This is a genomic window from Winogradskyella helgolandensis, from assembly GCF_013404085.1.
Taxonomy (GTDB): Bacteria; Bacteroidota; Bacteroidia; order Flavobacteriales; family Flavobacteriaceae; genus Winogradskyella; species Winogradskyella helgolandensis.
In genome coordinates this window covers 2096167-2119609 of sequence record NZ_JABFHO010000001.1, presented here as the reverse complement: position 1 = coordinate 2119609, position 23443 = coordinate 2096167, and the positions used below count along the sequence as shown (strand labels likewise).

The window sequence follows — 23443 nt, the reverse complement described above, 5'->3', positions numbered from 1 at the left end:
TTATGTTATGAAAAATTGGTTTGTCATCTTTTTAGTTGTGCTATTTAATATTTCTAACGCTCAAGTATCAGATTTTAAAAACATAGATTTTACAAAAGCAGATAATACAGCCAAATTATATAAAGGTCATAGCTTAGAAAAGCTATCTGTTTTAGCGCATAAATTAACATTCAATCTCACCACAGATGTTGAAAAATTTAGAGCTATTTATACTTGGGTTTGCACAAATATTAAAGGAGATTCTAATCAACATAATAAAGTCAGTAGAGCACGAAAAAAATTTAAAAGTGATAGTTTAGGCTATGTAGTATGGAATAATCACTTCAAGAAAATAGCATTTAAAAAATTACGAAATCAGAAAAAAACGATGTGCACGGGTTATGCGTATCTTATTAAGGAATTATGTTTTATTGCCGATATAGAATGTATAATAATAGATGGTTACGGCAGATCTTTTGAAACTAACGTCGAAAAACTAGAAAACTTAAACCACTCTTGGAATGCCGTAAAATTAAACAACAAGTGGTATGTATGTGATGCCACTTGGTCTAGCGGTTACATGATGGACAAAAGCTTTTTTATTTCGGATTATAATGATGGTTATTTTCTTACCGATCCAATTTTATTTGCAAAAAACCATATTCCACTCCAAAAAAAATGGTTTCTTAATGACACTTTAAAAACTATGAAGTTTGTAGCTGAACCCATAGTGTATGGAGAAACATTTGAGCACAAAATAATTCCTATTGGTCCTAAGAAATTGAATACAACAATTACGAAGAATGAAGACATCACCTTTCAGTTTAAATCATTAAATGAGATTGCTACAAGTACAATTTCACTTGTTCAAATTTCAGGAACTGATCAATTACCCTATAAAATATATGATGTTATAAATAAAAATGAAATAATAACGTTCAAGTACAGTTTTAAACACAAAGGTGTATACGACGTCCATTTAAAAATAAAGAATGATATAGTGGCAACCTACAGTGTTAAAGTGATTTAATTTTTAGAACGACTATAGTCATCTTATCAATTTAGCAGAAGGTATTTTAAAGTCTAAAGGTATTTTTTCAGTTAATAAAGTGGTTTTTTCTTACATAAAATATCGCGTCAACATTTATTTAAATTAGCGCATCGAATTTAAGTAACTCATATGAAAGTATTTACATACATTGATAGAATCAATATGAGTTTTAAGTGCAGAAAGACAACGCTATTATTAAGCAAATATTTAAAGGACTCTCATTTTCAGATGAAGAGCTAAACATAATTTCAAGCGTATTTAAAAAAATGGAGTTCAAGAAAGGAACACATATATTTAAAGCGCATAGTGTTGTTGATGATATGTATTACATCCATGATGGCTGCTTAAGAACATATTACATGGATGGCTCAGGAAAAGAACATACCGTTCAATTTGGGATAAAAGATTGGTGGATCACTGATTTTACAGCCTATTTTTCTAATTCCAAAGCGATATTGAATCTTGAAGTTATTGAAGACGCTACAGTATACGCAATCTCTAGTGCTGACAAAGAATATTTATACTCAGCATTTCCTCAAACCGAAACTTTTATCAGAAAGAAATTAGAGGTTGCATTTGCCGCTTTTCAAAAAAGAATACTGGTAAGTTTATCCCAATCCGCCAAGGAGAGATACCTTATATTCCTAATTACCCATCAACATATTGTGAAAAAATTAAAAAATTATCATATTTCATCGTATTTAGGTATCACTACAGAAAGTTTAAGTAGGATAAAAAAAGAATTACATAATTCTTAGACATTCTGTTATTTCTTAACATACATCAATTTTTATAATCATTAAACCTTATAACTTTGTACCGGTACAAATCCCTAACTATATTGTACTATCATTTTTTTCCCTAATGAATGATTAATAGCTAAAAAGCGCAAGTTGTACAACTTGCGCTTTTTTATTTAAATTAGCCTATGGAAGCAATTAAAATATTATTCTTTGTTGTTGGTACTTTTTTCGGTATGAATCAAAGTAACATCATATCAGAAAAGACAACAGTTACCGTAAATCCTGAAGAAAAAACGATTGTAATCCTCCAAGAAAACTTAGTTACTTTTATTAAAACTCAAAGTGATAGTTTAAATATTAAAAATGAATTGTCCAAAATTGTACACCCTAATCATTCATGGAGCTCTGAACTTAAAAACTTTCCGGTAAAAGAAAAAGAATTCTATATGTCTGATGATCATAAATCACTTCATTTAAAACTAAGTCTAACGTATTCAACCTTAAAAGATTTAAAAGTCTTTGGTATCCATATGAACAATGACGGAAAGTTCTCTATGACGAACTTCCCAAAATCACATACAAAATCTAAGGATGGTATATTAGAAGACCCTTATTGGAATTTTGAAGCTGATCGACCTTTCACGTTTACCGAGGAACCTTTAACGGATTTACCTGAAGCATTCCAAAAACTAAAAACCAATTTGTTGCCGTTTTGGTTAGCATTAAAATAGTCTGAACAAAAAAAGACCATCTTTCGATGGTCTTTTTAATTATTAAGTAATTACTAACTATTAATCCAAAATCACCTTATGTGATACTCTTCCTTGTTCTGTAAATACATTAACAATATAAACTCCAGCAGACATCCCTCTAATGTCTACGGAATTTGTTCCATTCACTAACTTAACTTGCTTTACTATTCTACCAGATAACGAGGTAACCTCAGCTTTTATTTCACCTGAAACCGAATTATCAATCGTAATATTAAATTGTCCTTTTGTTGGATTTGGATATAAATTTAAAACTGAAGCAGCATTAAAATCATCAACTGATAAAGCGACTTGTGCTTCTACAGATCCTATATCTCTAGCACCACCAAACACACTCTGACCTATTTGATCTACAAACATATCTGTAACATCACCAGCATCATAAGCAGGTGAATTATTTAATAACAGATGAGTTAAGGTTGCTCCACCATTATCTTGCAACGGTCCTAACATAGGATCTACGTCTTCAAGATCATTCATCTGAGCTGTAAATACTGACAAATCATCTGTTCCAATTAAGTTAAAATCATCTGACGTTAATAGTCCAGATACATCAGTTCCGGTAGTCGCTGTATTTAAAGCTACAATTGTATTCTTTAAAGATACAGTGTTAACCGCATCGATACCACCACCAATTCCATCAGTTGAATTCATGGCAACCGTTACCGCATTTAGATCTAAACTCGCACCATTATTTGTTAATCCACCACCAGAAACTGATGCTGTATTTCCTGAAATAGTACTAGTCATTACAGACGTCATTGATCCTGTGTTGTTATAAATTCCACCACCTTCAGCAGCTGTATTATTATCTATTGTAGACATCGAAACAGTCATTGTTGTGCCGCCTTGATTCCATAATCCACCACCTTCATTAGCAGCCGCGTTTCCTGTAATTGTACTTGTAGAAATGGTAATCATACCTGACATTCCAGTAACGTGAAAGCCTCCTCCATTTCCTGGCGCAGCAGTTCCTGCTAAGCCGTTAACATCATTATTAGACATTGTTGAATTTGAAAACATCAAGTTCCCATCAATCAATTCAATAGCGCCACCTGCTCTGTTGGCTGCATTACCATCAAATGTAGAATCCATAACATTAACATCTCCTGCTGTACTCAATAATCCACCACCAGACGCAGAAGTTCCTGTTGCCATATTATTAGAAATTATACTGCCATTGGTAATATTTAACGTTCCTCCATTATTGAAGATTCCAGCACCTCCATCATCAGCTCCTCCTCCTAAAGCATTATTAGAATCTACTAGTACATTGTCAGTTGTCATTATTCCGGAACCATTCCATAAACCACCACCTTCACGCGCTGCACTATTTCCATTTACAGTTCCACCTACAACATCAACACTGCTATCTCCACTGACGTGAAGTCCACCACCATTTCCAGGTGCTCCTGTACCAGTTACAACTCCTGTTATATTATTATTCAAACTAACATCAGTCAATAGTAGTGGTCCACTTCCATTAGTTTCAATTCCACCACCTGCTCTATTCGATTCATTAAAAGCGATTGTAATTCCGTTCGCCATCAAAGTACCTGCTGCGTTTAAAATTCCGCCACCAGTAGATTGTGCTCCATCAGCTATATTATTTGTAATTTCAGTCATTCCTGAAATATCAAGTGTTCCTCCTTCATTATAAATTCCGCCTCCACCAGCAGCACCTGCAGTCATTGCATCATTTCCTGAGGCTGTATTTCCGTCTACGGTATGATCTACAATAGTCATGATTCCTGATCCATTCCATAAACCACCACCTTCATTAGCGGCAATATTGTTGTTAGTTGTACCACCTGTAATGTTCGTTGTCGCAGCACCAGATACATGAAGTCCACCACCAGATCCTGGTGCAGCCATTGCCGGAGAAACTCCTGCATTATTCATGTCTAAAGTTGTATCTATAAGATTTAAAGTTCCACCTGCATGTTCTATTCCACCACCAGCTCTGTTGGCCTGATTCATTGTAACTGTAGAACTCGTTACAGTAACATCACCACCAATAGTTAATATACCACCTCCAGAACCCGAAGCTCCATCTGCGATATTATTACTTATTGTTGTATTATTTTGAATGATTAATGTTCCACCATTATTAAAGATTCCGGCACCACCATCATCCGCTGCTGGACCACTTGCTATATTTCCACTAATCATTGTACCATCAACGGTCATTGTGGCTGTACTGTTCCATAAGGCACCACCTTCTCTAGCAGCTACATTATCATTCATTGTACCACCTGTTAGTGTTGCTGTTCCTGATCCACTAATATGAAGTGCACCTCCATTGCCTGGACTAGCTACTGCTGGCGCAACACCTGTATTGTTACCACTAACATTGTAGTTTCCTGAGAAATCAATAGAACCATCTATAATTTCAATAGCACCACCTGCTCGATTAGATTGATTAAAAGCCAAAACAGCATCTGTAATTGTAACAGCACCATCTGTACTTAAAATTCCACCACCAGAACCAGAAGTTCCATCTGCGATATTATTTGTTATTGCTGCGGCATTTCCAACAACTAAAGCTCCTCCATTATTAAAAATAGCACCACCACCATCAGTTGCCTCATCGCCTGAAGCGATATTAGCATCTAAAAATGTTAAGCTTACATCCATGGTTCCTAAGTTATTCCATAATCCACCGCCTTCTTTAGCTGCATAATTATTAGAAACTGTTGAAAATCCAGAAATTGTTGCATTGGTTGTACCTGATAAATGTACAGCACCACCATTTCCAGGATTTGGTGTAATTGTATTTCCTAATCCAATATCTACACCTGCAGCGTTTCCTGTAAGTGTAACACCAGATAAAATTAAATTCCCATTAGAGTTATCTTCAATGGCACCACCGGCTCTACTAGCGTAGTTTCCTGTAATTGCCAATCCATTTGCTAGATTTAAAACCCCATCTGTATTATTAAAAATAGCACCACCACGTCCACCTGGAGTTGATCCTGAAGCGATGTTCCCCGACAAAATTGTTCCTGCCGAAATATTTATAGTTCCGTTACCATTGTTATAAATCCCACCTCCTCCTGTAGCATCACCTACAGCTGAGTTTTCTGTTATTGTGACATCAACCACATCTAAAACTCCACTACCATTCCATAGTCCACCACCTTCTTTACCGGCTACATTTCCAGAAACTGTACCTCCAGTTACAATCGCACTTCCGGCACCAGTAATATGTAATCCACCTCCGTTTCCTGGAGCTGCAGTGGCAGGTGAAACACCTGCATTGTTATCATTTAAAGCGACATTTAGTAATGTGATTGCTAAGCCTGCTCCAGAATTATCCTCTATACCTCCACCTGCTCTATTTGCTGTATTGTTTGAAATTTCAGAATTATTAACGACTAGAACTCCACCTACATCATTAAAAATTCCACCACCAGAACCAGAGGCTCCGTTAGCTGTATTTCCTGTTATTGAAGAGTCATTAATTGTGACAAGGGCATTAGAAATATACATAGCTCCTCCATCAACCGCTACACCATTAATTAAAGCTAAGTCGTTTAATACAACTACTCCTGAGCTGATATTAAATATTCTTCCATTACTGCTAGCGTCAATAGTTATTGGAGTTATTGAATTCCCGCTAATAATTAAATCTTTATCAATAAGAAGTTCACTAGTTAATGTTACTGTTGTCACTGAGAGGTCAAAAGTAATTATACCACCAATTGGCGTATCTGCAATTTCATTTCGCAGTGTTCCGTCTGTTCCGTCATCTGCACCACTTGTTACGACTTGAGCAAATGCATCTGTTGAAATAAAAAATGTCATTGCCATCGCAATAACGTAAGTAATTTTGTTTTTCATGTTGATTAGTATTTGATTAAACTGGTTAAAAACACTTCCATTTTGGAAAGCACAAATACCTACGAGATTATCTATGAGTGGGTTTTAAAATTTATTTGCTTTAACATTTTATTAACATAATTAACAAGATTTATATAATTTGACAGAACGTATGTACACTTAAAATACCCATTTTAAAACATCCTTCTAAGTGACTATTTTTTTTATACTTTTAATGGATGAAAATTATCTCAACGAATATTGCACAACCCACCAAATTCCTATGGAATGGAAAAGAAATCACTACAGGTATCTATAAAAAACCTACGGATACTCCAATATTTTTAGGAAAAGAAGATGTGAAAGGAGATGAAGTTTCAGACCGAAAGGTACATGGAGGAGAATTTAAGGCTTGTTATTTATTTTCTGCAAATCAGTATCCATATTGGAAAGATTTATATCCACATTTAGACTGGACGTTTGGTATGTTAGGAGAAAACTTAACCGTTGAAGGCTTAGATGAACGACAACTTTTTATTGGAGACACCTACAAACTAGGAAACTCCTTAGTACAAATTACACAACCGAGAGAACCTTGTTTTAAATTCGCGCATAAGTTTGGTTCCGATACTGTTTTACAACAATTTATTACCCATGGTTACTCTGGTGCTTACGTCAAAGTTTTAAAAGAGGGAGACGTCAAAGTTGGAGATACTTTTGAATTGCAAGAACGCGGAAAAGATAGTATTTCTATTTTTCAATTGTTTCAATTACTCTATGCAGAACACAAGAATATAATGCATATTGACTTACTTTTAGATAATGATGCTTTGCCAAAACGCTTCAAAAAACGCTTAAAGTTTTTTGCACAATAACATTAAAATCAAAATTTCAAAACCGTCTCACATGAGAGAAAAATATCAGGTTGAAATTAGTTTTCAATAAGGCTATGAATCTGCCATAAGCCTTTAAAAATCTGAATAGCGTTAAATAATATCATTTTTACGCAAACGTTGTAGTTATTCTTTTAATACCTTTACAAGGTCTGAATACAAATCAAATAAAGATATCCTTCCAATTATGAAAATCAAAAAAATTCTAGTTGCCAATCGAAGTGAAATTGCAATCCGTGTCTTAAGAGCATGCACAGAACTTAATATTGCAACCGTTGCGGTTTACACATATGAAGACCGGTATTCACAACACAGAAATAAAGCTGATGAATCCTATCAGATTGGAGAAGATAATGATCCTTTAAAGCCGTATCTCGATATTGAAGAAATTGTGGCTTTAGCCAAAGAAAAGAATGTTGATGCCATTCATCCAGGTTATGGTTTCTTATCTGAAAATTCAGAATTTGCAAGACGTTGTGCCGAAAATGATATCATTTTTATTGGTCCAGACCCTGAAGTTATGGATGCTTTGGGTGATAAAATTACAGCCAAGAAAATCGCAGTAAAGTGTAACGTTCCTATTATTGAAAGCAATAAAAAAAGCTTAACATCTTTAAAAATCGCGCTTTCTGAAGCCAATACCATTGGTTATCCGTTAATGCTAAAAGCCGCTTCTGGCGGAGGTGGACGTGGCATGCGTGTGGTGAGAAATGATAAAGATTTAGAGCAAAATTTTGATTCCGCGAGAAACGAATCTCTGAATGCTTTTGGTGATGACACGATGTTTTTAGAAAAATATGTTGAAAACCCAAAACATATTGAAGTACAAATTGTAGCTGACCGACATGGTAATATTCGTCATTTGTTTGAGCGCGATTGTTCCGTGCAGCGTCGACACCAAAAAGTAGTTGAAGTTGCTCCTTCTTACAATGTTTCTCAAAGTGTAAAAGATGCGCTTTACAAATATGCCGTTGCTATTACGTCTGAAGTCAATTACAATAACATCGGAACTGTTGAATTTCTAATCGACGAACAAGACAATATCTATTTCATCGAAGTTAATCCTAGAATTCAAGTGGAACATACCGTTACGGAAATGGTTACTGGAATCGACTTGGTAAAAACACAAATTTTTATTGCTGGAGGTTATAAACTTTCTGATAAACAGATAAAAATATACGAACAAGACTCTTTAGAAACCTACGGTTTTGCATTACAATGTAGATTAACAACCGAAGATCCTGAAAATAATTTCACACCAGACTACGGAAACATTACCACGTACCGCAGTGCTTCCGGAATGGGAATCCGTTTGGATGCTGGTAGTATTTACCAAGGTTATAATGTGAGTCCGTTTTTCGATTCTATGTTAGTTAAAGTATCAGCCCACGGAAGAACACTCGATGGAGCTGTTCGGAAAATGACACGCGCCTTAAAAGAATTTAGAATTAGAGGTGTTAGAACCAACATTCATTTTCTTCAAAATGTGATTCAACATGATACGTTTAAAGACGGAAAAGTTACTGTCAATTTCATTCAGAATACTCCTGCTTTATTCGAAATAAAATTACCTCAAGATAGAACGACGAAAGCCGTCAATTTCTTAGCCGAAGTTATTGTTAATGGCAATTCTGATGTTAAAAATATTGATCAGACCAAAATTTTCAGAACGGCTAAAGTTCCTAAATACAATCGTTCGGAGGCGTTTCCAAAAGGCACCAAAGATCTATTAACAGAACTGGGTCCTGAAGCTTTTTGCGAATGGTTGAAAGACGATAACAAAATACATTACACTGATACTACGATGCGTGATGCACATCAATCACTTTTAGCAACACGTATGCGAAGTTACGATATGCTTAAAGTGGCAGAAAGTTTCGCAAAAAACCATCCTAATACCTTCAGTATGGAAGTTTGGGGAGGTGCAACCTTTGATGTTTGCATGCGCTTTTTACACGAAAGTCCTTGGACACGGTTACGAGAATTACGGAAGGCGGTGCCTAACATTTTATTCCAAATGTTGCTGCGAGGTTCAAATGCTGTGGGTTATAAAGCTTATCCGGATAATTTAATTGAAAAATTTGTTGAAAAATCTTGGGAAAACGGAGTTGATATTTTTAGAATTTTCGACTCGCTCAATTGGGTAAAAGCGATGGAACCCAGTATTAATTATGTTCGTGATAAAACAGGAGGCATTGCACAAGCTGCCATTAGTTATACAGGTGATATTTTGGACCCAAAGCAAACCAAATACAACCTCAACTATTATACGCAACTCGCTAAAGATTTAGAAAATGCTGGTGCTCATATGATTGCCATAAAAGACATGGCAGGTTTACTAAAACCGTATGCTGCCACGGAATTGGTTGGTGCATTAAAAGACACTGTGAATATTCCAATTCAGCTCCACACCCACGATACCTCATCTTTACAAACGGCAACCTATTTAAAAGCTATTGAAGCCGGAGTTGATGTAGTTGATGTGGCATTGGGTGGACTTTCAGGTCTCACTTCACAACCTAATTTTAATGCTGTTGTAGAAATGATGAAAGGTCAAGAACGCGCTCACGATTTTGATATGACAACATTGAATCAATTTTCAAATTATTGGGAAGATACACGCGAAATGTATTACCCATTTGAATCGGGATTAAAAGCAGGAACGGCAGAAGTATATCAACATGAAATTCCTGGCGGTCAATATTCAAATTTACGACCTCAAGCCATTGCATTAGGATTAGGAGATCGCTTTGATGACGTTAAGAAAATGTATGCGAAAGTCAACATGATGTTTGGAAACCTCATCAAAGTCACACCAAGTTCTAAAGTCGTTGGTGATATGGCGATTTTTATGGTGACTAACAATTTAACACCTGAAGATGTGATGGAACGCGGAGACAGTATTTCGTTTCCAGAATCCGTAATCAATTTCTTCAAAGGAGATTTAGGACAACCTGTTGGAGGTTTTCCGAAGGAACTTCAAAAAATTATACTACGAAATAAGGAAGCCTATACCGATCGCCCAAATGCACATTTAAAACCTGTAGATTTTACAAAAGAATTTGCTGCTTTTAAAAAGAAATTCCAACAAGGATTTACAAGACCTATTGAAATGGAAGATTTTCTTTCCTATATGTTATATCCAAAAGTATTTGAAAGTGCCCATGAAAATTATAAGACATATGGAAATATAGCACTCATCCCAACAAAAGATTTCTTTTTTGGTATGAAGCTTCAAGAGGAAACGAACATCACTTTAGAACCAGGAAAAACGATTATTGTAAAATTATTATCGGTTAGTATTCCTAATGATGCTGGTGTAAGAACGGTGTTTTTTAAAGTGAATGGTGAAAACCGTTTTGTTGAAATATTTGACACCTCTTTAAATATAAAAAAGGTTGAAAACATAAAAATCGATAAAGAAGACACGAACCAAATAGGCGCACCATTACAAGGCTCACTTTATAAAGTTTTAGTGAAGAAAGGTACAACTGTTAAAGAAAATGATCCATTATTTGTGATTGAAGCCATGAAAATGGAAACAACCGTTACCGCACATAAATCTGGAAAAATAAAATCAGTGACTTTATCTGAAGGTAGCATGGTAAAACAGGATGATTTGATTGTTACCTTTGAGTGAGAAAATAGATTTATGTCAACAAAAAACAACCAAATAGGAATCAACTATAACCAACCCCTTCAAGCAGATCCGTATTTAACCGAACAACTCATTAAACATCTTAATCCTAAAAAAGAAGGTCTGTATTTAGATATTGGTTGCGGAACGGGCAATTATACAAATGCACTTTACGACAAAGGATTTCAATGTGTTGGTATGGATCCGTCTATTGAGATGCTAAAACAAGCACTATCTAAGAACAGAAATATATCATGGAAAATGGGCTTAGCAGAGAGAACGTACTTACCACAAAATAGTGTTGATGGTGTTTTTTCAACCTTAACTATTCATCAATGGTCTAATCTAATGCAAGCGTTTTCGGAATTAGCATATGTTTTAAAACCTCAAGGTAAAATTGTAATCTTCACTTCTACTCCAGAACAAATGAAAGGCTACTGGTTAAATCATTATTTCCCAAAAATGATGGAAGATTTAATTGCACAGATGCCAACTTTGGAGCGCGTTGAAAAGGCTATTAGTTATTCAGGATTTAAAATTATAAAAACGAAATCTTACACTATTCAACCCGATTTAGAAGATCATTTTTTGTACTGTGGTAAACATAATCCAGAAGTATATTTTGACGACAGCATAAGACATGGCATTTCTTCTTTTAGTAATTTAACTAACATGGAGGAGATAGAACTTGGCTTAGCAACTTTGAAAAACGATATTGATGACAAAAAAATCAATGATGTAATGAAATCTTATGAAAATAACTTAGGTGATTATCTCTTCATTATTGCTGAAAATTCAGGTGAAAACCCACTCTAATATTTTTTTAACATTTTATGAAACCCATTTGGCAAGACTTTTGAAATTCATAGTCTGAACAACTAAATCATAACAATGAAACTATTAAAAAACCTTCCAATTATTATACTAGCTACAGTTTTATCTTCTTGTGGTTCAACGAAAAAAACGACATCCACCTATTGGGTTAATAGCTCTAAAGTAGATTGTGATGCTGGCGCAGGAAAAACAACATGCTTGCAAGTAACCAAAGCAGACGATTACGACAATGCAGACTGGTCTAACTTTTATGCACCTATAAATGGTTTTACTTTTGAACCTGGTTACTTACAAAAAATTGAAGTAACTGAGACCGCATTAAACTCAGAAAATGTGCCTGCTGATGCCGCTTCCATTCAATACGATCTTGTAAACGTGATAGAGAAAAAACAAGATCCTAAATTAGAGATTCACGATATTTGGGCGGCAACACATATTAGTGGAGACCCTATTGAAATCGCGAATAACAATATTCCAACACTTGAAATCAACATAACAGAAATGCGTGCATTTGGCACCAATGGTTGCAATAGTTATAGCGGACAAATAAAAAATATCACTTCTGATGCTATTGAATTTGGCGCGATGGCTTCAACCCGAAAAATGTGTGTGGATATGTTGATTCCAGATCATTTTGATAAAGCATTTAATAGTATTTCGAAATATAAAAAAGAAGGACTAACCTTATCCTTTTACAATGAAACTGGTAATGAAATTCTACGTTTCAAAAAAGTAGATTAATTTCATCGTTATTATTATACAAAATGAATTGGGTTATTTAAGCTAAGGTCTCAATAACCCAATTTCTTTTCCACTATCTTTGCCTTCATAAATTATTAAGTATTGGAAAAGAAAAAATCACATCCTGAAATAAAATCTGAACTTCACCCAAGAAGTAAACATCGTTCGCGTTATAATTTTGATGCGCTTATAAAAAGCTCGCCAGAATTGCGTCCTTATGTGGCGCCGAATAAATATGGTGACGATTCTATAGATTTTTTCAATCCTGCAGCCGTTAAAGCACTTAATAAAGCTTTATTAATTCACCATTACGGATTAGAGTATTGGGATATTCCTGAGCATTATTTATGCCCACCAATTCCTGGTCGCGCAGATTATATTCATAATATTGCAGACCTTTTAAAGGGAGATAACACAAAAATCCCTAAAGGAAACCACATTAAAGGTTTCGATCTTGGTGTTGGTGCTAACTGTATATATCCAATTATTGGTCAGCATGAATATGGTTGGTCGTTTATAGGAAGTGATACTGATGAAGCGGCTATTATATCTGCGAAAGCCATTGAGCAAAAAAATTATAAATTAAGGTCTACTCTAGAAATTAGACGTCAAGAAAAAGCAAACAACTTTTTCTATGATATTCTCAAACCAGAAGAAAAAGTAGATTTTACAATTTGTAATCCACCATTTCATGCTTCTGCTGAAGATGCTCAAAAAGCAAGTCTAAAAAAACAAAGGAACCTCAAAGGAAAACGACCTAACAAGGCACTTTTAAATTTTGGCGGACAACATAATGAATTATGGACCAAAGGAGGTGAAGCACGTTTTGTAAAAGACATGATTTATGAGAGTAAACATTTTGGAAAACAATGTTTTTGGTTCACGAGTTTAATTTCAAAAGAAGCGACTTTAAAACCTACCTATAAAGTTTTAGAAAAAGTGAATGCCACTGCTGTAAAGACTATTGAAATGGGACAAGGTCATAAAATCAGTCGGTTTATTGCTTGGACATTTTTATCTGAGATAGAACAAAAGGATTGGATATCTGAACGTTGGTAGTAAGATAATGTCACTTCGAGTATTCCACTTTTTTTTAGTAGATTGTATCGAGAAGTAATTGAATAGATGTGGTTCTCGATACTATTAGCTCATACGCAGCAAATCACTCAAACTGACGTGGTTTGTAATTTTAAAATATTTACATCAAAGTTTGAATTAAGAATTATTCTACCTTTGTTACCTTATTTGTCATTCCTGCGTAGGTAGGAATCAACAAGCTACGATTAACAAAGTGGATTCCTTCTTTCGCAGGAATGACAAACTTAATAAATACAAAATCATATGTCATTTAAAGACTTAAGCTTAATAAAACCTTTACTTAAAGCCGTTGATGCTTCAGGTTATGTTGAACCTACTTTGGTACAACAACGTACTATTCCGTTGGTTTTAGAAGGAAAAGATGTTATCGTCTCCGCACAAACTGGTACTGGTAAAACAGCCGCTTTTGCTTTACCTATTTTACAGAAATTGTACGATAAGCAAGATGCTCCAAAAAAAGGTAAGAAAATTAGAGCGTTGATTATTAGTCCGACCCGAGAATTAGCCTTACAAATTCAAAAGAATTTTAAAACCTATGCTGAAAATACAAATTTAACCACCTTAACTGTTTTTGGTGGTGCATCCATAGAACCTCAAATAGATACGTTAAAAAAAGGGATTGATATTTTAGTGGCCACTCCTGGTCGTTTACTCGATTTACACAAGCAAGATTATATCAATCTTGATTTTATTGAAACCTTAGTTTTAGATGAAGCCGATTTAATGTTAAACATGGGTTTTATTGATGACGTTAAAAAGATAGAACGTCTTTGTCCTCAAGAAAAACAAACCTTATTGTTCTCGGCAACGATTCCGTATAAAATTGAAGAATTAGCCAATACACTACTTAAAGATCCTGAACGTATTGATGTGACTCCAACAAAATCGGTTGCTAAAAATGTAAATCAGTTATTGTATTATGTTCCTAAGCAAAATAAAATTGAATTATGTTTACATTTAATGCGTAACACTATTGAAGGTAATGTTCTTATTTTTAGACGTACCAGAAATGGTGTAGATAAGCTTGAAGAAACCTTATTAAAAAATGGATTCTCTGTAAATAGTATTCACGGTGATAAACCACAAAGTGAAAGACAAACTGCTTTAAACAAATTTAAAAACGGTTACGTTAAAATCCTTATTGCTACAGATGTTGCTGCACGTGGTATTGATATTAATGAATTAGATAACGTGCTTAATTTTGATATGCCAGGAATACCCGAAACTTATGTACATAGAATTGGTAGAACTGGTAGAGCTGGTCATACAGGAAACTCGTATTCGCTGTGTTCTGCTGATGAGAAAAATTATGTAAAAAAGATACAACAAGCTATCAATGTTCAGATTCCGGTAGAAACGGAACATCCTTATCCTTTGGATCCAAAAGCAGAACCTATTGTGCACAGAAGACAAGGTAGTAAGTATAAAAAAGGTCGTAAAAGTGAGGCTTCTAAGAAGAAGAAGAAACGTTGGTATTAATCAGTTATTAAAGCATGGCATATAAAACCTTAATGTTTCTTCATTTATACACAGTTTTACCTTGTGTATTTATTGGTGCTTATCTTTTAATTGTAAAAAAAGGAACTAAAACTCATAAATTTCTTGGTAGAATTTATATGATTTTAATGTTGTTTACAGCAACCGTGACATTATTTATGCCTGCTGCAGTTGGTGGACGCTTTTTAAATCATTTTGGCTGGATTCATCTTTTTAGCGTTTTAACATTTTGGACTGTACCAACGGCATATATCGCTATTAAAAAAGGCAATGTAAACGCTCATAAACGAAAAATGATTTTACTCTACTTTGGTGCAATCATTATTGCTGGCGCGTTTACATTTACTCCTGGTCGATATTTACATAGTGTATTTTTTGGATAAGGCTACTCAAATTTCATTTCGAAAAGTAAGTAATGTTTAATTCCGAATTTCTCACCCCAGTTTTCAATATCCTTTCCTGAGGTTCCTACGTCACACCAAGACAAAGACCCATCTTCTCTTTCGTAAGGTAAAATATAGGCTAACAGATAGAATGACTTGTTATAGCTGATTTCTAAATTGCTTTCATCGGCTAGATTTCTTAAACTATAATTTTCAGAGTCAATAGCTTCATAGGTTTTATTGACACTAAATCTTGGGAACTTAAATGTCATTTTTAATTTATTATCTTCGGTATGTTTAGAAATAACTTTCATTTTAAACACCGTATCACTTAAAGTTTCAAAGTGCTTAACACCAATACTTCTACTGTCCATAACGGCTGTGTCAGACACTATTTTACCATCCCAAATTTCCTTGACTGAGAGCCTGTAACTTTTTCCTTTAAGTTGCTCTCCAGAAAATTTTAACCTCATATAATCAATGCCTTCAAAACTTAGAATATCACTTACTTCTTCTATATCTGATGCATATTCAGTTTCCATTTTTAAACCTGAAACTGTTTTAAAATCAGCTTGTTTTTGTTGTGCTAGCGATGCACTGAAGCACGTTAACGCGACAGTAATAATTAGAATTCTTTTCATAAATTAATTGTTTGTTTATTCTTTATTATTAAATTTTCCTTCGTGAACAGATGATAAAAAAAAGTCATAGGAATAGATAATCCCATGTACAATATCGAAATAAATAGCTCCTGAAAACTCACTTTTCCCTTTTGGATTAGTTGTCATCATAGTATATTTCTCTTCATTACTTGTTGGTTGCATATTAATCACTACACTGTTACCTAAAGAACTTTTTGTGTTATTACCTATGACATTCAAACTAAAATCTAATTGTGGATAGAAAAAATGGATTTTAGTATATTCAGAATACAGATTAAAGCGTTTAAAATCTTTAGCCCAATTATAAAAATAGTACTCACTATTAAAGTCTGTTATTGTTGTATTTTTTCGAATTTCTCCAATTTCAACTTTAGAAAACTCTGAGGTAATTTTAGTGTTTTGTACACTTCCTATTTTACCATTTTTCACATTAATAAATTCAAAATCACCACCTTCAATAGCTATTGCTTCTAATGTTGCATTCTCGATTTTAAGCTTATTATAGGGATTTGAGATTTCTTTGGCTTTCATAGTGCCACCAATTAGCGTTCCTGTCAATTCATTTCTTAGATGATGTCTTATGTATAATCCTGATTCCTTTGCGTTAATCGTTAATTTTAAATAGGGTGGAATTTTAATCGTAAAACGACTTCGCATCATTTTTACACCTCCTCTTTTAAAATCACTCACCTTACCATTTTTATCGACTTTTTTAAAACGATCGTTAATATATTTCAAAGAATTACCTTGTATACTATGATTATCCTGTTCTATTTCTAAACGTAATCCATCTAAAGATTTGCGATTAATAGTATCTTTTTTAGGCTCAAAAAACGATTGATTTATAGTAATAGCATCTGTTGTTTTAAATTCATAAGTTTCAATTGAAACTTTATTTTCACTACTCGCAGTGAGTGTTATATGATTATCATATTTGCCAACCTCGACATTTATTTCATCTAAGAAAGTATTAATTTCTTTCTTTGAATACCCATCAAATTCCATAATACAATCCACATAAACTTTCCCATCTGTGGACTCCTCCAACGCCACTGTCATATTATCTAGATTAAAGATCGCTGTGGTGGTTTTATCGGTTGTAAAAGACTCGCTATGAATCTTATGTTGTTGCGCATTTAGCATAACTGATGTGATGAGCATCAGTGCTAAAAAATTATATCGTACTTTCATTCTGTTCGTTTTTTTGATTTAATATGTTGATGTGCTTTTGAATATCTTTTAAAATTTGAAGTCGTGTTTGAAGATTATCAACAAGGGCTTCAATGACTAAAATATTATTAGAATCCTCTTTAAACTGAAGAGAAATAGCTTGGTAATCTGAATCTAAGTCTTTCAGCTTTTTTCTGAAACGTTCTACCAAAACGGCATCATCTGCGATAGCTATAAAACTCTGCCATTCGGTTTCAATATCTTTAAGATAAGCTGCTTCAACAGCTTCTACTTGCGCTATAATTGGTGACACTTGATTTAATTCTGGTTTTGCTTCCATTTCCATAACATTAAAGCCAATCGTTAATGCAATAATTAAAATTGCAGCTGCACTTAACCACGCATAAGGACTTCGTTTTGGTTGGGATTGTTTTTTGAGTCTTTCGCTAAACTCTATTCTATGGTTTTCCGGAAGCGTTTTTAAATCATCTTCCTCATTAAATAGGTTTCTAATATCTTGCTTCATTGTACTTTTGTTTTAAAAGTTCTTGTAATTTTAATTTTCCACGTCTTAAATGTGTGCGAGATGTTTTTATGGGAATTCCTAAAATGTCCGAAATCTCTTCGTGATCATAGCCTTCTAGCAAATAAAGCTTCACTACGATTCTATGCTTTTCACTAATCTGTTCAACGGCAAATAAAATCTCTTGCTTCGTTATTGTTGTATCAAATTGCCAATCGTCTTCGTTTATAATTTGCAACTCTGATACTTCTATAGCTTCAAACTCTAACTTATTCTTCTTTAAAACATCTAAACATTGGTTGATAACAATTCGTTTTAACCAAGCACCAAATGTGGCTTCTGGCTTATACGATTCAAGATTTCTAAACACTTTTAAAAAGCCTTCTTGCATCGCATCTTTTGCATCTTCATCGCTGAGATAACGACAAGCAATGGTATACATCGCCTGACTGTACTTATCATAAACTTGCATTTGTGCAACTTCATTTCCTTTTTTGCAAAGTGTAATAAGTTTAGTATCTAATTTTTGCATTGGGTTAATTAGCGGTTTTAAGAACTCATATTGACTTTTTCTATTTCCTGAAAAATGGCTGAAATTCACACATTCTTCATCTATTTTTTTACTCGTAGCTATACTATGACTTTCAAAAATAGACTCGTCTGAATAAATTTCTTCTCATTTTCGGCTAAACACAAAAAATCAAGATGAGTTCTATTATAAAAACGATGGAATTTAGTAAGAGTTTCAAAATAGAATAAAAAAGATTGATTTTAATTGAATATGCCTAATTTTAACCTTGAATTTCAATCCATCATAAAAAAATGAGCGACGATTATAATAAACCAACATTTAAAAAATTACTTAATAAACTACAGGAAGAAAGCTGGCAATTAGAATTACTAATTTCTGGTTTTGCCATTTTTGGTTTATTCTCCGCTTATCCTAATTTAGAAATTGCATACCAACACACGCAAAACGAAAACAATACGTTTTTCTCAATGGTTTTGGTTGTAGCGCTTTCGGCTTGTTCTATATTAATCTTCAACTTGTTGTTCCATGTTCTTTTACGTGGGTTATGGATTGGTGCCTTAGGATTACGCTATATTTCTGGAGATATCGATTACGACACTTTAAATTATAGTAAACGCTTTAATACGTATCTAAAAAACAAAGTAGGCTCGTTTGACAGATATATTGCACGTTTAGAAAATTATTGTAGTGTTATTTTCGCAATTTCATTTTTACTTATTTTTTATATGTTGGCCATTGCGCTAACGATAGGGTCTATTATTTTTGTTGCTACTGTTTTTCTCGATGATCATTCCTTTAGTGACATATCGACCTATTTTGGCATTGTTCTTTTGGTTTTTCTTATTACAGGAATGCTACTAACCTTTATTGATTTTATAACTCTCGGTTTTTTAAAAAAGAAAAAATGGATAAGTAAAGTATATTTTCCTATTTACTGGTGTTTTAGTTTTATTACACTATCCTTTTTGTACCGACCATTAGTCTATAATTTTCTCGACCATAAATTTGGAAAACGTCTGAGTTTCTTTTTAGTACCGATCTACATGATATTGATATGGATTACCTCATTGTACTACAACCAGTCTAATTATTTCAATTTTATAGAACCCTCTGGAAGTTACATCGCTAATACCTTTAGTTATGAGGATATGCTCACGGAAAATTCAGACTTTATTCAAAATATTGCTATAAACAGTAAAGTTATAAACGATCCATATATTAAAGTCTTCATTCTATTTGATGAAGATATTGAAGATGATATCTACCTATTTAACCCCAAATTAAATCCTGAAGAAGATACTAGAGGAATTACATCAGAAATGAGTTTCATTAATTCTAGTGCCGTTAGTGAAGCTTCAAAACGAGATTATGTAACAACATTTAACTCTCTTTATACGGTTGAAATCGATTCTATATTATATCAAACTGATTTTATACTTGGAGCCTCATTAAAAAAACAAAAAGGCTTTGAAACTTATATAGGCATAAATGGTCTCGCTGAAGGAAAACATGTCTTACAGGTAAAACGAAAAAGCATGAAAGCATCTGATACCATTAAAAAAACGGCGGCTACTATACCATTTTGGTATTATCCCAATTAGCATACTGTATAAATAATGTATCTTTAGAATCTATAAACTTAACCATGTATAAAATTTTATTTATTCTATTATTTATTGGACAAATCACATTTGCCCAAATCACAATTAAAGATAGTATCACAACCTATCCTGTTAGTTATGCTACTATATCCTTTGGAAATGGTAATGGTCTTTTTGCAGATGACGAAGGGCAATTTATGTTTACCAAAAAATTATATCCAGATATCGACTCCTTATTTATTTCGGCCTTAGGTTTTAAAGATTTGAACATCGCAACGCATAATTTACCCAATGAATTAGTTATGCAGCCCGAAGCACATCAATTGGATGCTGTTATAATCGCCAATAAATTAGATCGAAAATTTAAAGAGGAAAAACTAAAACCCTATTTAGATGATGACTATTATAAATGTTGGCTGCCGACTATAGAATCTGAGATTGCTGTGTATTTTCCTAAAACCACGACTAAAGACCAACAACTTTCGGAAGTACTATTTCCTATAGCTTTAGAGTCAAGAGATTGGAATAAAAGAAACCGCTCTAACAGTGATAAAAAAAAGTTCTCCACCTTATTTAAAGTCAAATTCTATGAAAATGATAACGGGAAACCAGGTAAGGTTTTAACTTACGAAACGACTGTATTTAGAGCCACTGAAAAAGATGGAGATGTGTATACTCTCAATGTTGAAGATTATAATCTCTTTATTCCTGAAAATGGTTTTTTTGTATCTCTTCAAGTATTAGGTTACACTGATGATGACGGGAAATTATTACCAAATAAAAAATATAAAGAAATAAAATCTAGACAAGGAGAGATTGTAAAAATACCAACCAACTTTAGACCTTTATTGCCTTTTACAGATCAAATGGAAGCAAAAAACACCTTTATAAAACGTGTCTTTATTAACGGCAATAATTGGTTAAAATTTGACAAAGGCAATCAATTTAAATCAAGTTTATTAGACAAAAACCTGTTCAATTACGGTATTGGATTGACTTTTAAGACGTATAAAGATGATTGAGCCCATTGGACTTTATATCATGGCTAGCATGTACATATTTGCGGGCCTCATGCATTTTATAAAGCCCAAAATGTACATGCGCATTATGCCTAAATATATTCCTAATCATAAAGTAACGGTTTATTTAAGTGGAGTTGCAGAAATCGTATTAGGAATTGGGTTATGTATTCCGGTATTAAAAGCAATTTCTATTTATGGTATTATTGCTATGTTAGCCGTATTTCTTTTAGTGCATTTTTATATGCTTTCTGGTAAAAAAGCATCTGCCGGAATTCCAAAATGGATTTTGATATTACGATTACCACTTCAGTTTGGATTGATGTATTGGGCTTGGATCTATCTAAACTAAGTCACTTTTGAAAATTAAAACTTCTACTTCAAAATGGGTGCTACCCATAATTATCTTTTCTCAATTCTGTTGTACGTCGTTGTGGTTTGCAGGAAACTCTATTATTGATGACTTAATTTCTTTTTATAGTCTCAATCCGGAATCATTAGGCTACATAAGTTCCTCTGTACAATTCGGATTTATTATTGGTACTTTTATTTTTGCTGTTTTTACCCTGAGTGACCGGTTTTCGCCTTCTCGTGTATTTTTTATCTGTGCTGTTTTAGGCTCCATATTTAATCTTAGTATTCTATACTCTAGTAATACTATTTTCACTTTATTAGTTTTCAGGTTTCTAACTGGTTTTAGTTTAGCAGGTATATATCCTGTAGGCATGAAAATTGCAGCAGATTATTTTGAAAAAGGATTAGGAAAATCACTTAGTTTCTTAATTGCAGCTTTAGTTTTAGGTACAGCTTTTCCGTATCTTATTCAGTCTTTTGAATTCAATCTTAAATGGGAATCTGTCATATGGGCAACTTCAGCATTAGCATTAATAGGCGGCTTTTTAATTGTAATACTAGTTCCTAATGGACCATATCAAAAGCGTGCTGCTAAATTTGATATGTCTAAAATTCTAAAAGTTTTTAAAAACTCCAGTTTTAGATCTGCAGCATTTGGTTATTTTGGACATATGTGGGAGCTTTACGCCTTTTGGACCTTTGTGCCTATCTTATTAATGATGCATCAAAAACTTCACAATATCACGTTAAACATACCTCTATTTTCTTTCATCATTATAGCTTCGGGTACTTTATCATGCATTTTAGGAGGTTTTATAGCTAATAAATTTGGCGTTAAAAAAACCGCTGTTTGGTCCTTAACAATTTCCGGGTTGTGTTGTTTGTTGTCTCCTCTATTTTTTATGACTGATTCTACTCCGATTTTTATTCTGTGTCTAATAATTTGGGGAATGGTAGTTATTGCAGATTCCCCTTTATTCTCAACCATGGTTGCTCAAAATTGCGAAGTACAGTCCATTGGAACGGCTTTAACTATTGTAAATTGTATTGGATTTAGCCTAACAATTATTAGCATTCAATTATTGAATTACTTAATAACAGATATCGCTTTTGCACCCTATGCTTTTGTAGTGTTAGCATTAGGTCCTATAATTGGATTAATATATTTAAAGCGGACTTAATTTATTCTACCTCAAAATCAAAATAAGTCTTAGGAAAAGGCTCCCATCGCAAGGTAAAATGCCACCATTCTTTTGAGTAGTTTCTAAAATTATGTTTCAACATAACCGTTTGTAATAACTGACGATTTTTCTTTTGCTCATCGGTTAAGTTTTCATATGCGATCCAAGAAGCTTCACCAAAAAAATCGTACGGACTTCCCATATCTAAAGGCTCACCCGTTTCGCCATTTGTGATGGTTAAATCTATTGTACTTCCTCTACTATGCCCAGAACGCGTTGCAATATAACCCGCTTTAAACAAGCTTCTCTTTTTAACTTCTGGATAAAACAATGATTTATTAATTGTATCATTCAACTCCCGAGCCCAAACCATAAAATGATTCACAGCTCGTTGTGGTCTATAGCCATCGTATACTTTAAGACAGAGGTTTTGCTGTTGTAACTCATCTTGTACTAGTTTTAATTTTTCAACTGTGCCTTTGGTTAAGATTAAGCGATTTGCTTTATAACCATCAATGGTATCTCCAACAAAATTGTTTTGAGAATAATAGCGAAGTTCCACATCCAAATCTGGAATTATAGATTTTGCATAAACAAAACCATCAGGCAACGTTTGCTTTTGCTGAAACCCGAAAGTTAAAAGGATTAAACCCCCTATATATTGTAGTATTTTGTAATTCATATCGAAATACTAAATTAATAAAAAAATAGAGTATGCACTTCTTTTAGTGAAACAACATTCCATTGAATTTATAATAAACTAAAATTGAAGATTGGAAACTGAGCTATTAGACTACGCTCAGGATAAATTTTAGTTGAAGTCATAAAAAACAAAAAACCGAGATCCCTCAATCTCGGTTTTCGTTTTATTTGCTGTTTTATGCTGGTAGATTTAGGGTCTCTAAGCCAACTCAACATAAGGCAAATATTAATTAATTAATCCATTGAACTAA

Annotated in this window: 20 protein-coding genes; 14 read left to right on the top strand and 6 right to left on the bottom strand. The window is 33.6% G+C overall.

Translation table 11 applies throughout. The features are described 5' to 3' along the window. Nucleotides 1-7: 7 nt before the first annotated feature. From HM992_RS08745 to HM992_RS08735, 3 genes are all read left to right on the top strand, one after another. On the top strand, nt 8-1009 hold the full coding sequence (locus HM992_RS08745) for a transglutaminase domain-containing protein (protein ID WP_179319384.1): 1002 nt from the start codon (nt 8-10) through the stop codon (nt 1007-1009). 287 nt (nt 1010-1296) lie between these two features. Continuing rightward, nucleotides 1297-1788: a Crp/Fnr family transcriptional regulator gene (locus tag HM992_RS08740; RefSeq protein WP_178984619.1), complete on the top strand. Its 492-nt coding sequence runs from the start codon at nt 1297-1299 to the stop codon at nt 1786-1788. Nucleotides 1789-1958: 170 nt separating this feature from the next. After that, complete coding sequence (locus HM992_RS08735) at nt 1959-2504, top strand: hypothetical protein (RefSeq protein WP_179319383.1); 546 nt, start codon at nt 1959-1961, stop codon at nt 2502-2504. Nucleotides 2505-2564: 60 nt separating this feature from the next. Here the strand turns inward: HM992_RS08735 and HM992_RS08730 are convergent, their stop codons facing one another. Next, entirely contained in the window at nt 2565-6386 is a 3822-nt protein-coding gene (locus tag HM992_RS08730; protein ID WP_179319382.1) for a beta strand repeat-containing protein, read from the bottom strand. A gap of 218 nt (nt 6387-6604) precedes the next feature. On the opposite strand from HM992_RS08730, the gene HM992_RS08725 reads away from it, so the two are divergent. The 7 genes from HM992_RS08725 (at nt 6605) to HM992_RS08695 (ending at nt 15448) form a co-directional block, all read left to right on the top strand. Beyond that, a complete protein-coding gene (locus tag HM992_RS08725) occupies nt 6605-7240 on the top strand; it encodes an MOSC domain-containing protein (protein ID WP_179319381.1) in 636 nt (211 codons plus the stop codon). A gap of 205 nt (nt 7241-7445) precedes the next feature. Continuing rightward, complete coding sequence (locus HM992_RS08720) at nt 7446-10898, top strand: pyruvate carboxylase (RefSeq protein ID WP_179319380.1); 3453 nt, start codon at nt 7446-7448, stop codon at nt 10896-10898. Nucleotides 10899-10910: 12 nt separating this feature from the next. After that, on the top strand, nt 10911-11711 hold the full coding sequence (locus HM992_RS08715; protein WP_179319379.1) for a class I SAM-dependent methyltransferase: 801 nt from the start codon (nt 10911-10913) through the stop codon (nt 11709-11711). A 75-nt stretch (nt 11712-11786) separates the two neighbouring features. Continuing rightward, nucleotides 11787-12470, top strand: coding sequence for a DUF4377 domain-containing protein (locus tag HM992_RS08710; RefSeq protein WP_179319378.1), 684 nt, complete (start codon nt 11787-11789; stop codon nt 12468-12470). Nucleotides 12471-12572: 102 nt separating this feature from the next. Beyond that, a complete protein-coding gene (rlmF, locus tag HM992_RS08705) occupies nt 12573-13529 on the top strand; it encodes a 23S rRNA (adenine(1618)-N(6))-methyltransferase RlmF (protein WP_179319377.1) in 957 nt (318 codons plus the stop codon). A gap of 282 nt (nt 13530-13811) precedes the next feature. Then, on the top strand, nt 13812-15047 hold the full coding sequence (locus HM992_RS08700) for a DEAD/DEAH box helicase (RefSeq protein ID WP_179319376.1): 1236 nt from the start codon (nt 13812-13814) through the stop codon (nt 15045-15047). 14 nt (nt 15048-15061) lie between these two features. Then, complete coding sequence (locus HM992_RS08695; protein WP_179319375.1) at nt 15062-15448, top strand: DUF2306 domain-containing protein; 387 nt, start codon at nt 15062-15064, stop codon at nt 15446-15448. A 2-nt stretch (nt 15449-15450) separates the two neighbouring features. Here HM992_RS08695 and HM992_RS08690 read toward each other — a convergent pair whose 3' ends face one another. From HM992_RS08690 to HM992_RS08675, 4 genes are read right to left on the bottom strand one after another with little or no spacing between them, the layout of a single operon-like run. Continuing rightward, on the bottom strand, nt 15451-16089 hold the full coding sequence (locus tag HM992_RS08690) for a hypothetical protein (protein WP_179319374.1): 639 nt from the start codon (nt 16087-16089) through the stop codon (nt 15451-15453). A 15-nt stretch (nt 16090-16104) separates the two neighbouring features. Further along, entirely contained in the window at nt 16105-17301 is a 1197-nt protein-coding gene (locus tag HM992_RS08685; RefSeq protein ID WP_179319373.1) for a hypothetical protein, read from the bottom strand. Beyond that, on the bottom strand, nt 17285-17806 hold the full coding sequence (locus tag HM992_RS08680; RefSeq protein WP_179319372.1) for a hypothetical protein: 522 nt from the start codon (nt 17804-17806) through the stop codon (nt 17285-17287). The genes HM992_RS08685 and HM992_RS08680 overlap by 17 nt, the downstream gene beginning before the upstream one ends. Then, nucleotides 17790-18335 (bottom strand): RNA polymerase sigma factor, encoded by a 546-nt coding sequence (locus tag HM992_RS08675; RefSeq protein WP_179319371.1) that lies wholly within the window; start codon nt 18333-18335, stop codon nt 17790-17792. The genes HM992_RS08680 and HM992_RS08675 overlap by 17 nt, the downstream gene beginning before the upstream one ends. 290 nt (nt 18336-18625) lie before the next feature. On the opposite strand from HM992_RS08675, the gene HM992_RS08670 reads away from it, so the two are divergent. The 4 genes from HM992_RS08670 to HM992_RS08655 are packed head-to-tail and all read left to right on the top strand — an operon-like array spanning nt 18626 to nt 22490. After that, a complete protein-coding gene (locus HM992_RS08670; RefSeq protein WP_178984605.1) occupies nt 18626-19936 on the top strand; it encodes a hypothetical protein in 1311 nt (436 codons plus the stop codon). Nucleotides 19937-19980: 44 nt separating this feature from the next. After that, a complete protein-coding gene (locus tag HM992_RS08665; protein ID WP_179319370.1) occupies nt 19981-20958 on the top strand; it encodes a hypothetical protein in 978 nt (325 codons plus the stop codon). Further along, nucleotides 20951-21307 carry a DoxX family protein gene (locus HM992_RS08660; protein WP_179319369.1) on the top strand — a complete coding sequence of 119 codons (357 nt, stop codon included), beginning with the start codon at nt 20951-20953 and terminating at the stop codon, nt 21305-21307. Before HM992_RS08665 ends, HM992_RS08660 begins: the two co-directional genes overlap by 8 nt. Nucleotides 21308-21314: 7 nt before the next feature. Then, the gene (locus tag HM992_RS08655) at nt 21315-22490 is read left to right on the top strand and encodes an MFS transporter (protein ID WP_195806608.1); all 1176 of its coding nucleotides are present in this window, start codon (nt 21315-21317) and stop codon (nt 22488-22490) included. Nucleotide 22491: 1 nt separating this feature from the next. Here HM992_RS08655 and HM992_RS08650 read toward each other — a convergent pair whose 3' ends face one another. After that, nucleotides 22492-23172: a M15 family metallopeptidase gene (locus HM992_RS08650; RefSeq protein ID WP_179319368.1), complete on the bottom strand. Its 681-nt coding sequence runs from the start codon at nt 23170-23172 to the stop codon at nt 22492-22494. Nucleotides 23173-23443: the final 271 nt, after the last annotated feature.

Coding starts and splice junctions, on each gene's coding strand:
- HM992_RS08720 (WP_179319380.1), top strand. CDS start 7,446: ATGAAAATCAAAAAAATTCTAGTTGCCAATCGAAGTGAAATTGCAATC.
- HM992_RS08680 (WP_179319372.1), bottom strand. CDS start 17,806: ATGAAGCAAGATATTAGAAACCTATTTAATGAGGAAGATGATTTAAAA.
- HM992_RS08715 (WP_179319379.1), top strand. CDS start 10,911: ATGTCAACAAAAAACAACCAAATAGGAATCAACTATAACCAACCCCTT.
- HM992_RS08685 (WP_179319373.1), bottom strand. CDS start 17,301: ATGAAAGTACGATATAATTTTTTAGCACTGATGCTCATCACATCAGTT.
- HM992_RS08730 (WP_179319382.1), bottom strand. CDS start 6,386: ATGAAAAACAAAATTACTTACGTTATTGCGATGGCAATGACATTTTTT.
- HM992_RS08710 (WP_179319378.1), top strand. CDS start 11,787: ATGAAACTATTAAAAAACCTTCCAATTATTATACTAGCTACAGTTTTA.
- HM992_RS08740 (WP_178984619.1), top strand. CDS start 1,297: ATGGAGTTCAAGAAAGGAACACATATATTTAAAGCGCATAGTGTTGTT.
- HM992_RS08675 (WP_179319371.1), bottom strand. CDS start 18,335: ATGCAAAAATTAGATACTAAACTTATTACACTTTGCAAAAAAGGAAAT.
- HM992_RS08700 (WP_179319376.1), top strand. CDS start 13,812: ATGTCATTTAAAGACTTAAGCTTAATAAAACCTTTACTTAAAGCCGTT.
- HM992_RS08660 (WP_179319369.1), top strand. CDS start 20,951: ATGATTGAGCCCATTGGACTTTATATCATGGCTAGCATGTACATATTT.
- HM992_RS08695 (WP_179319375.1), top strand. CDS start 15,062: ATGGCATATAAAACCTTAATGTTTCTTCATTTATACACAGTTTTACCT.
- HM992_RS08735 (WP_179319383.1), top strand. CDS start 1,959: ATGGAAGCAATTAAAATATTATTCTTTGTTGTTGGTACTTTTTTCGGT.
- HM992_RS08670 (WP_178984605.1), top strand. CDS start 18,626: ATGAGCGACGATTATAATAAACCAACATTTAAAAAATTACTTAATAAA.
- HM992_RS08745 (WP_179319384.1), top strand. CDS start 8: ATGAAAAATTGGTTTGTCATCTTTTTAGTTGTGCTATTTAATATTTCT.
- HM992_RS08725 (WP_179319381.1), top strand. CDS start 6,605: ATGAAAATTATCTCAACGAATATTGCACAACCCACCAAATTCCTATGG.
- HM992_RS08650 (WP_179319368.1), bottom strand. CDS start 23,172: ATGAATTACAAAATACTACAATATATAGGGGGTTTAATCCTTTTAACT.
- HM992_RS08665 (WP_179319370.1), top strand. CDS start 19,981: ATGTATAAAATTTTATTTATTCTATTATTTATTGGACAAATCACATTT.
- HM992_RS08690 (WP_179319374.1), bottom strand. CDS start 16,089: ATGAAAAGAATTCTAATTATTACTGTCGCGTTAACGTGCTTCAGTGCA.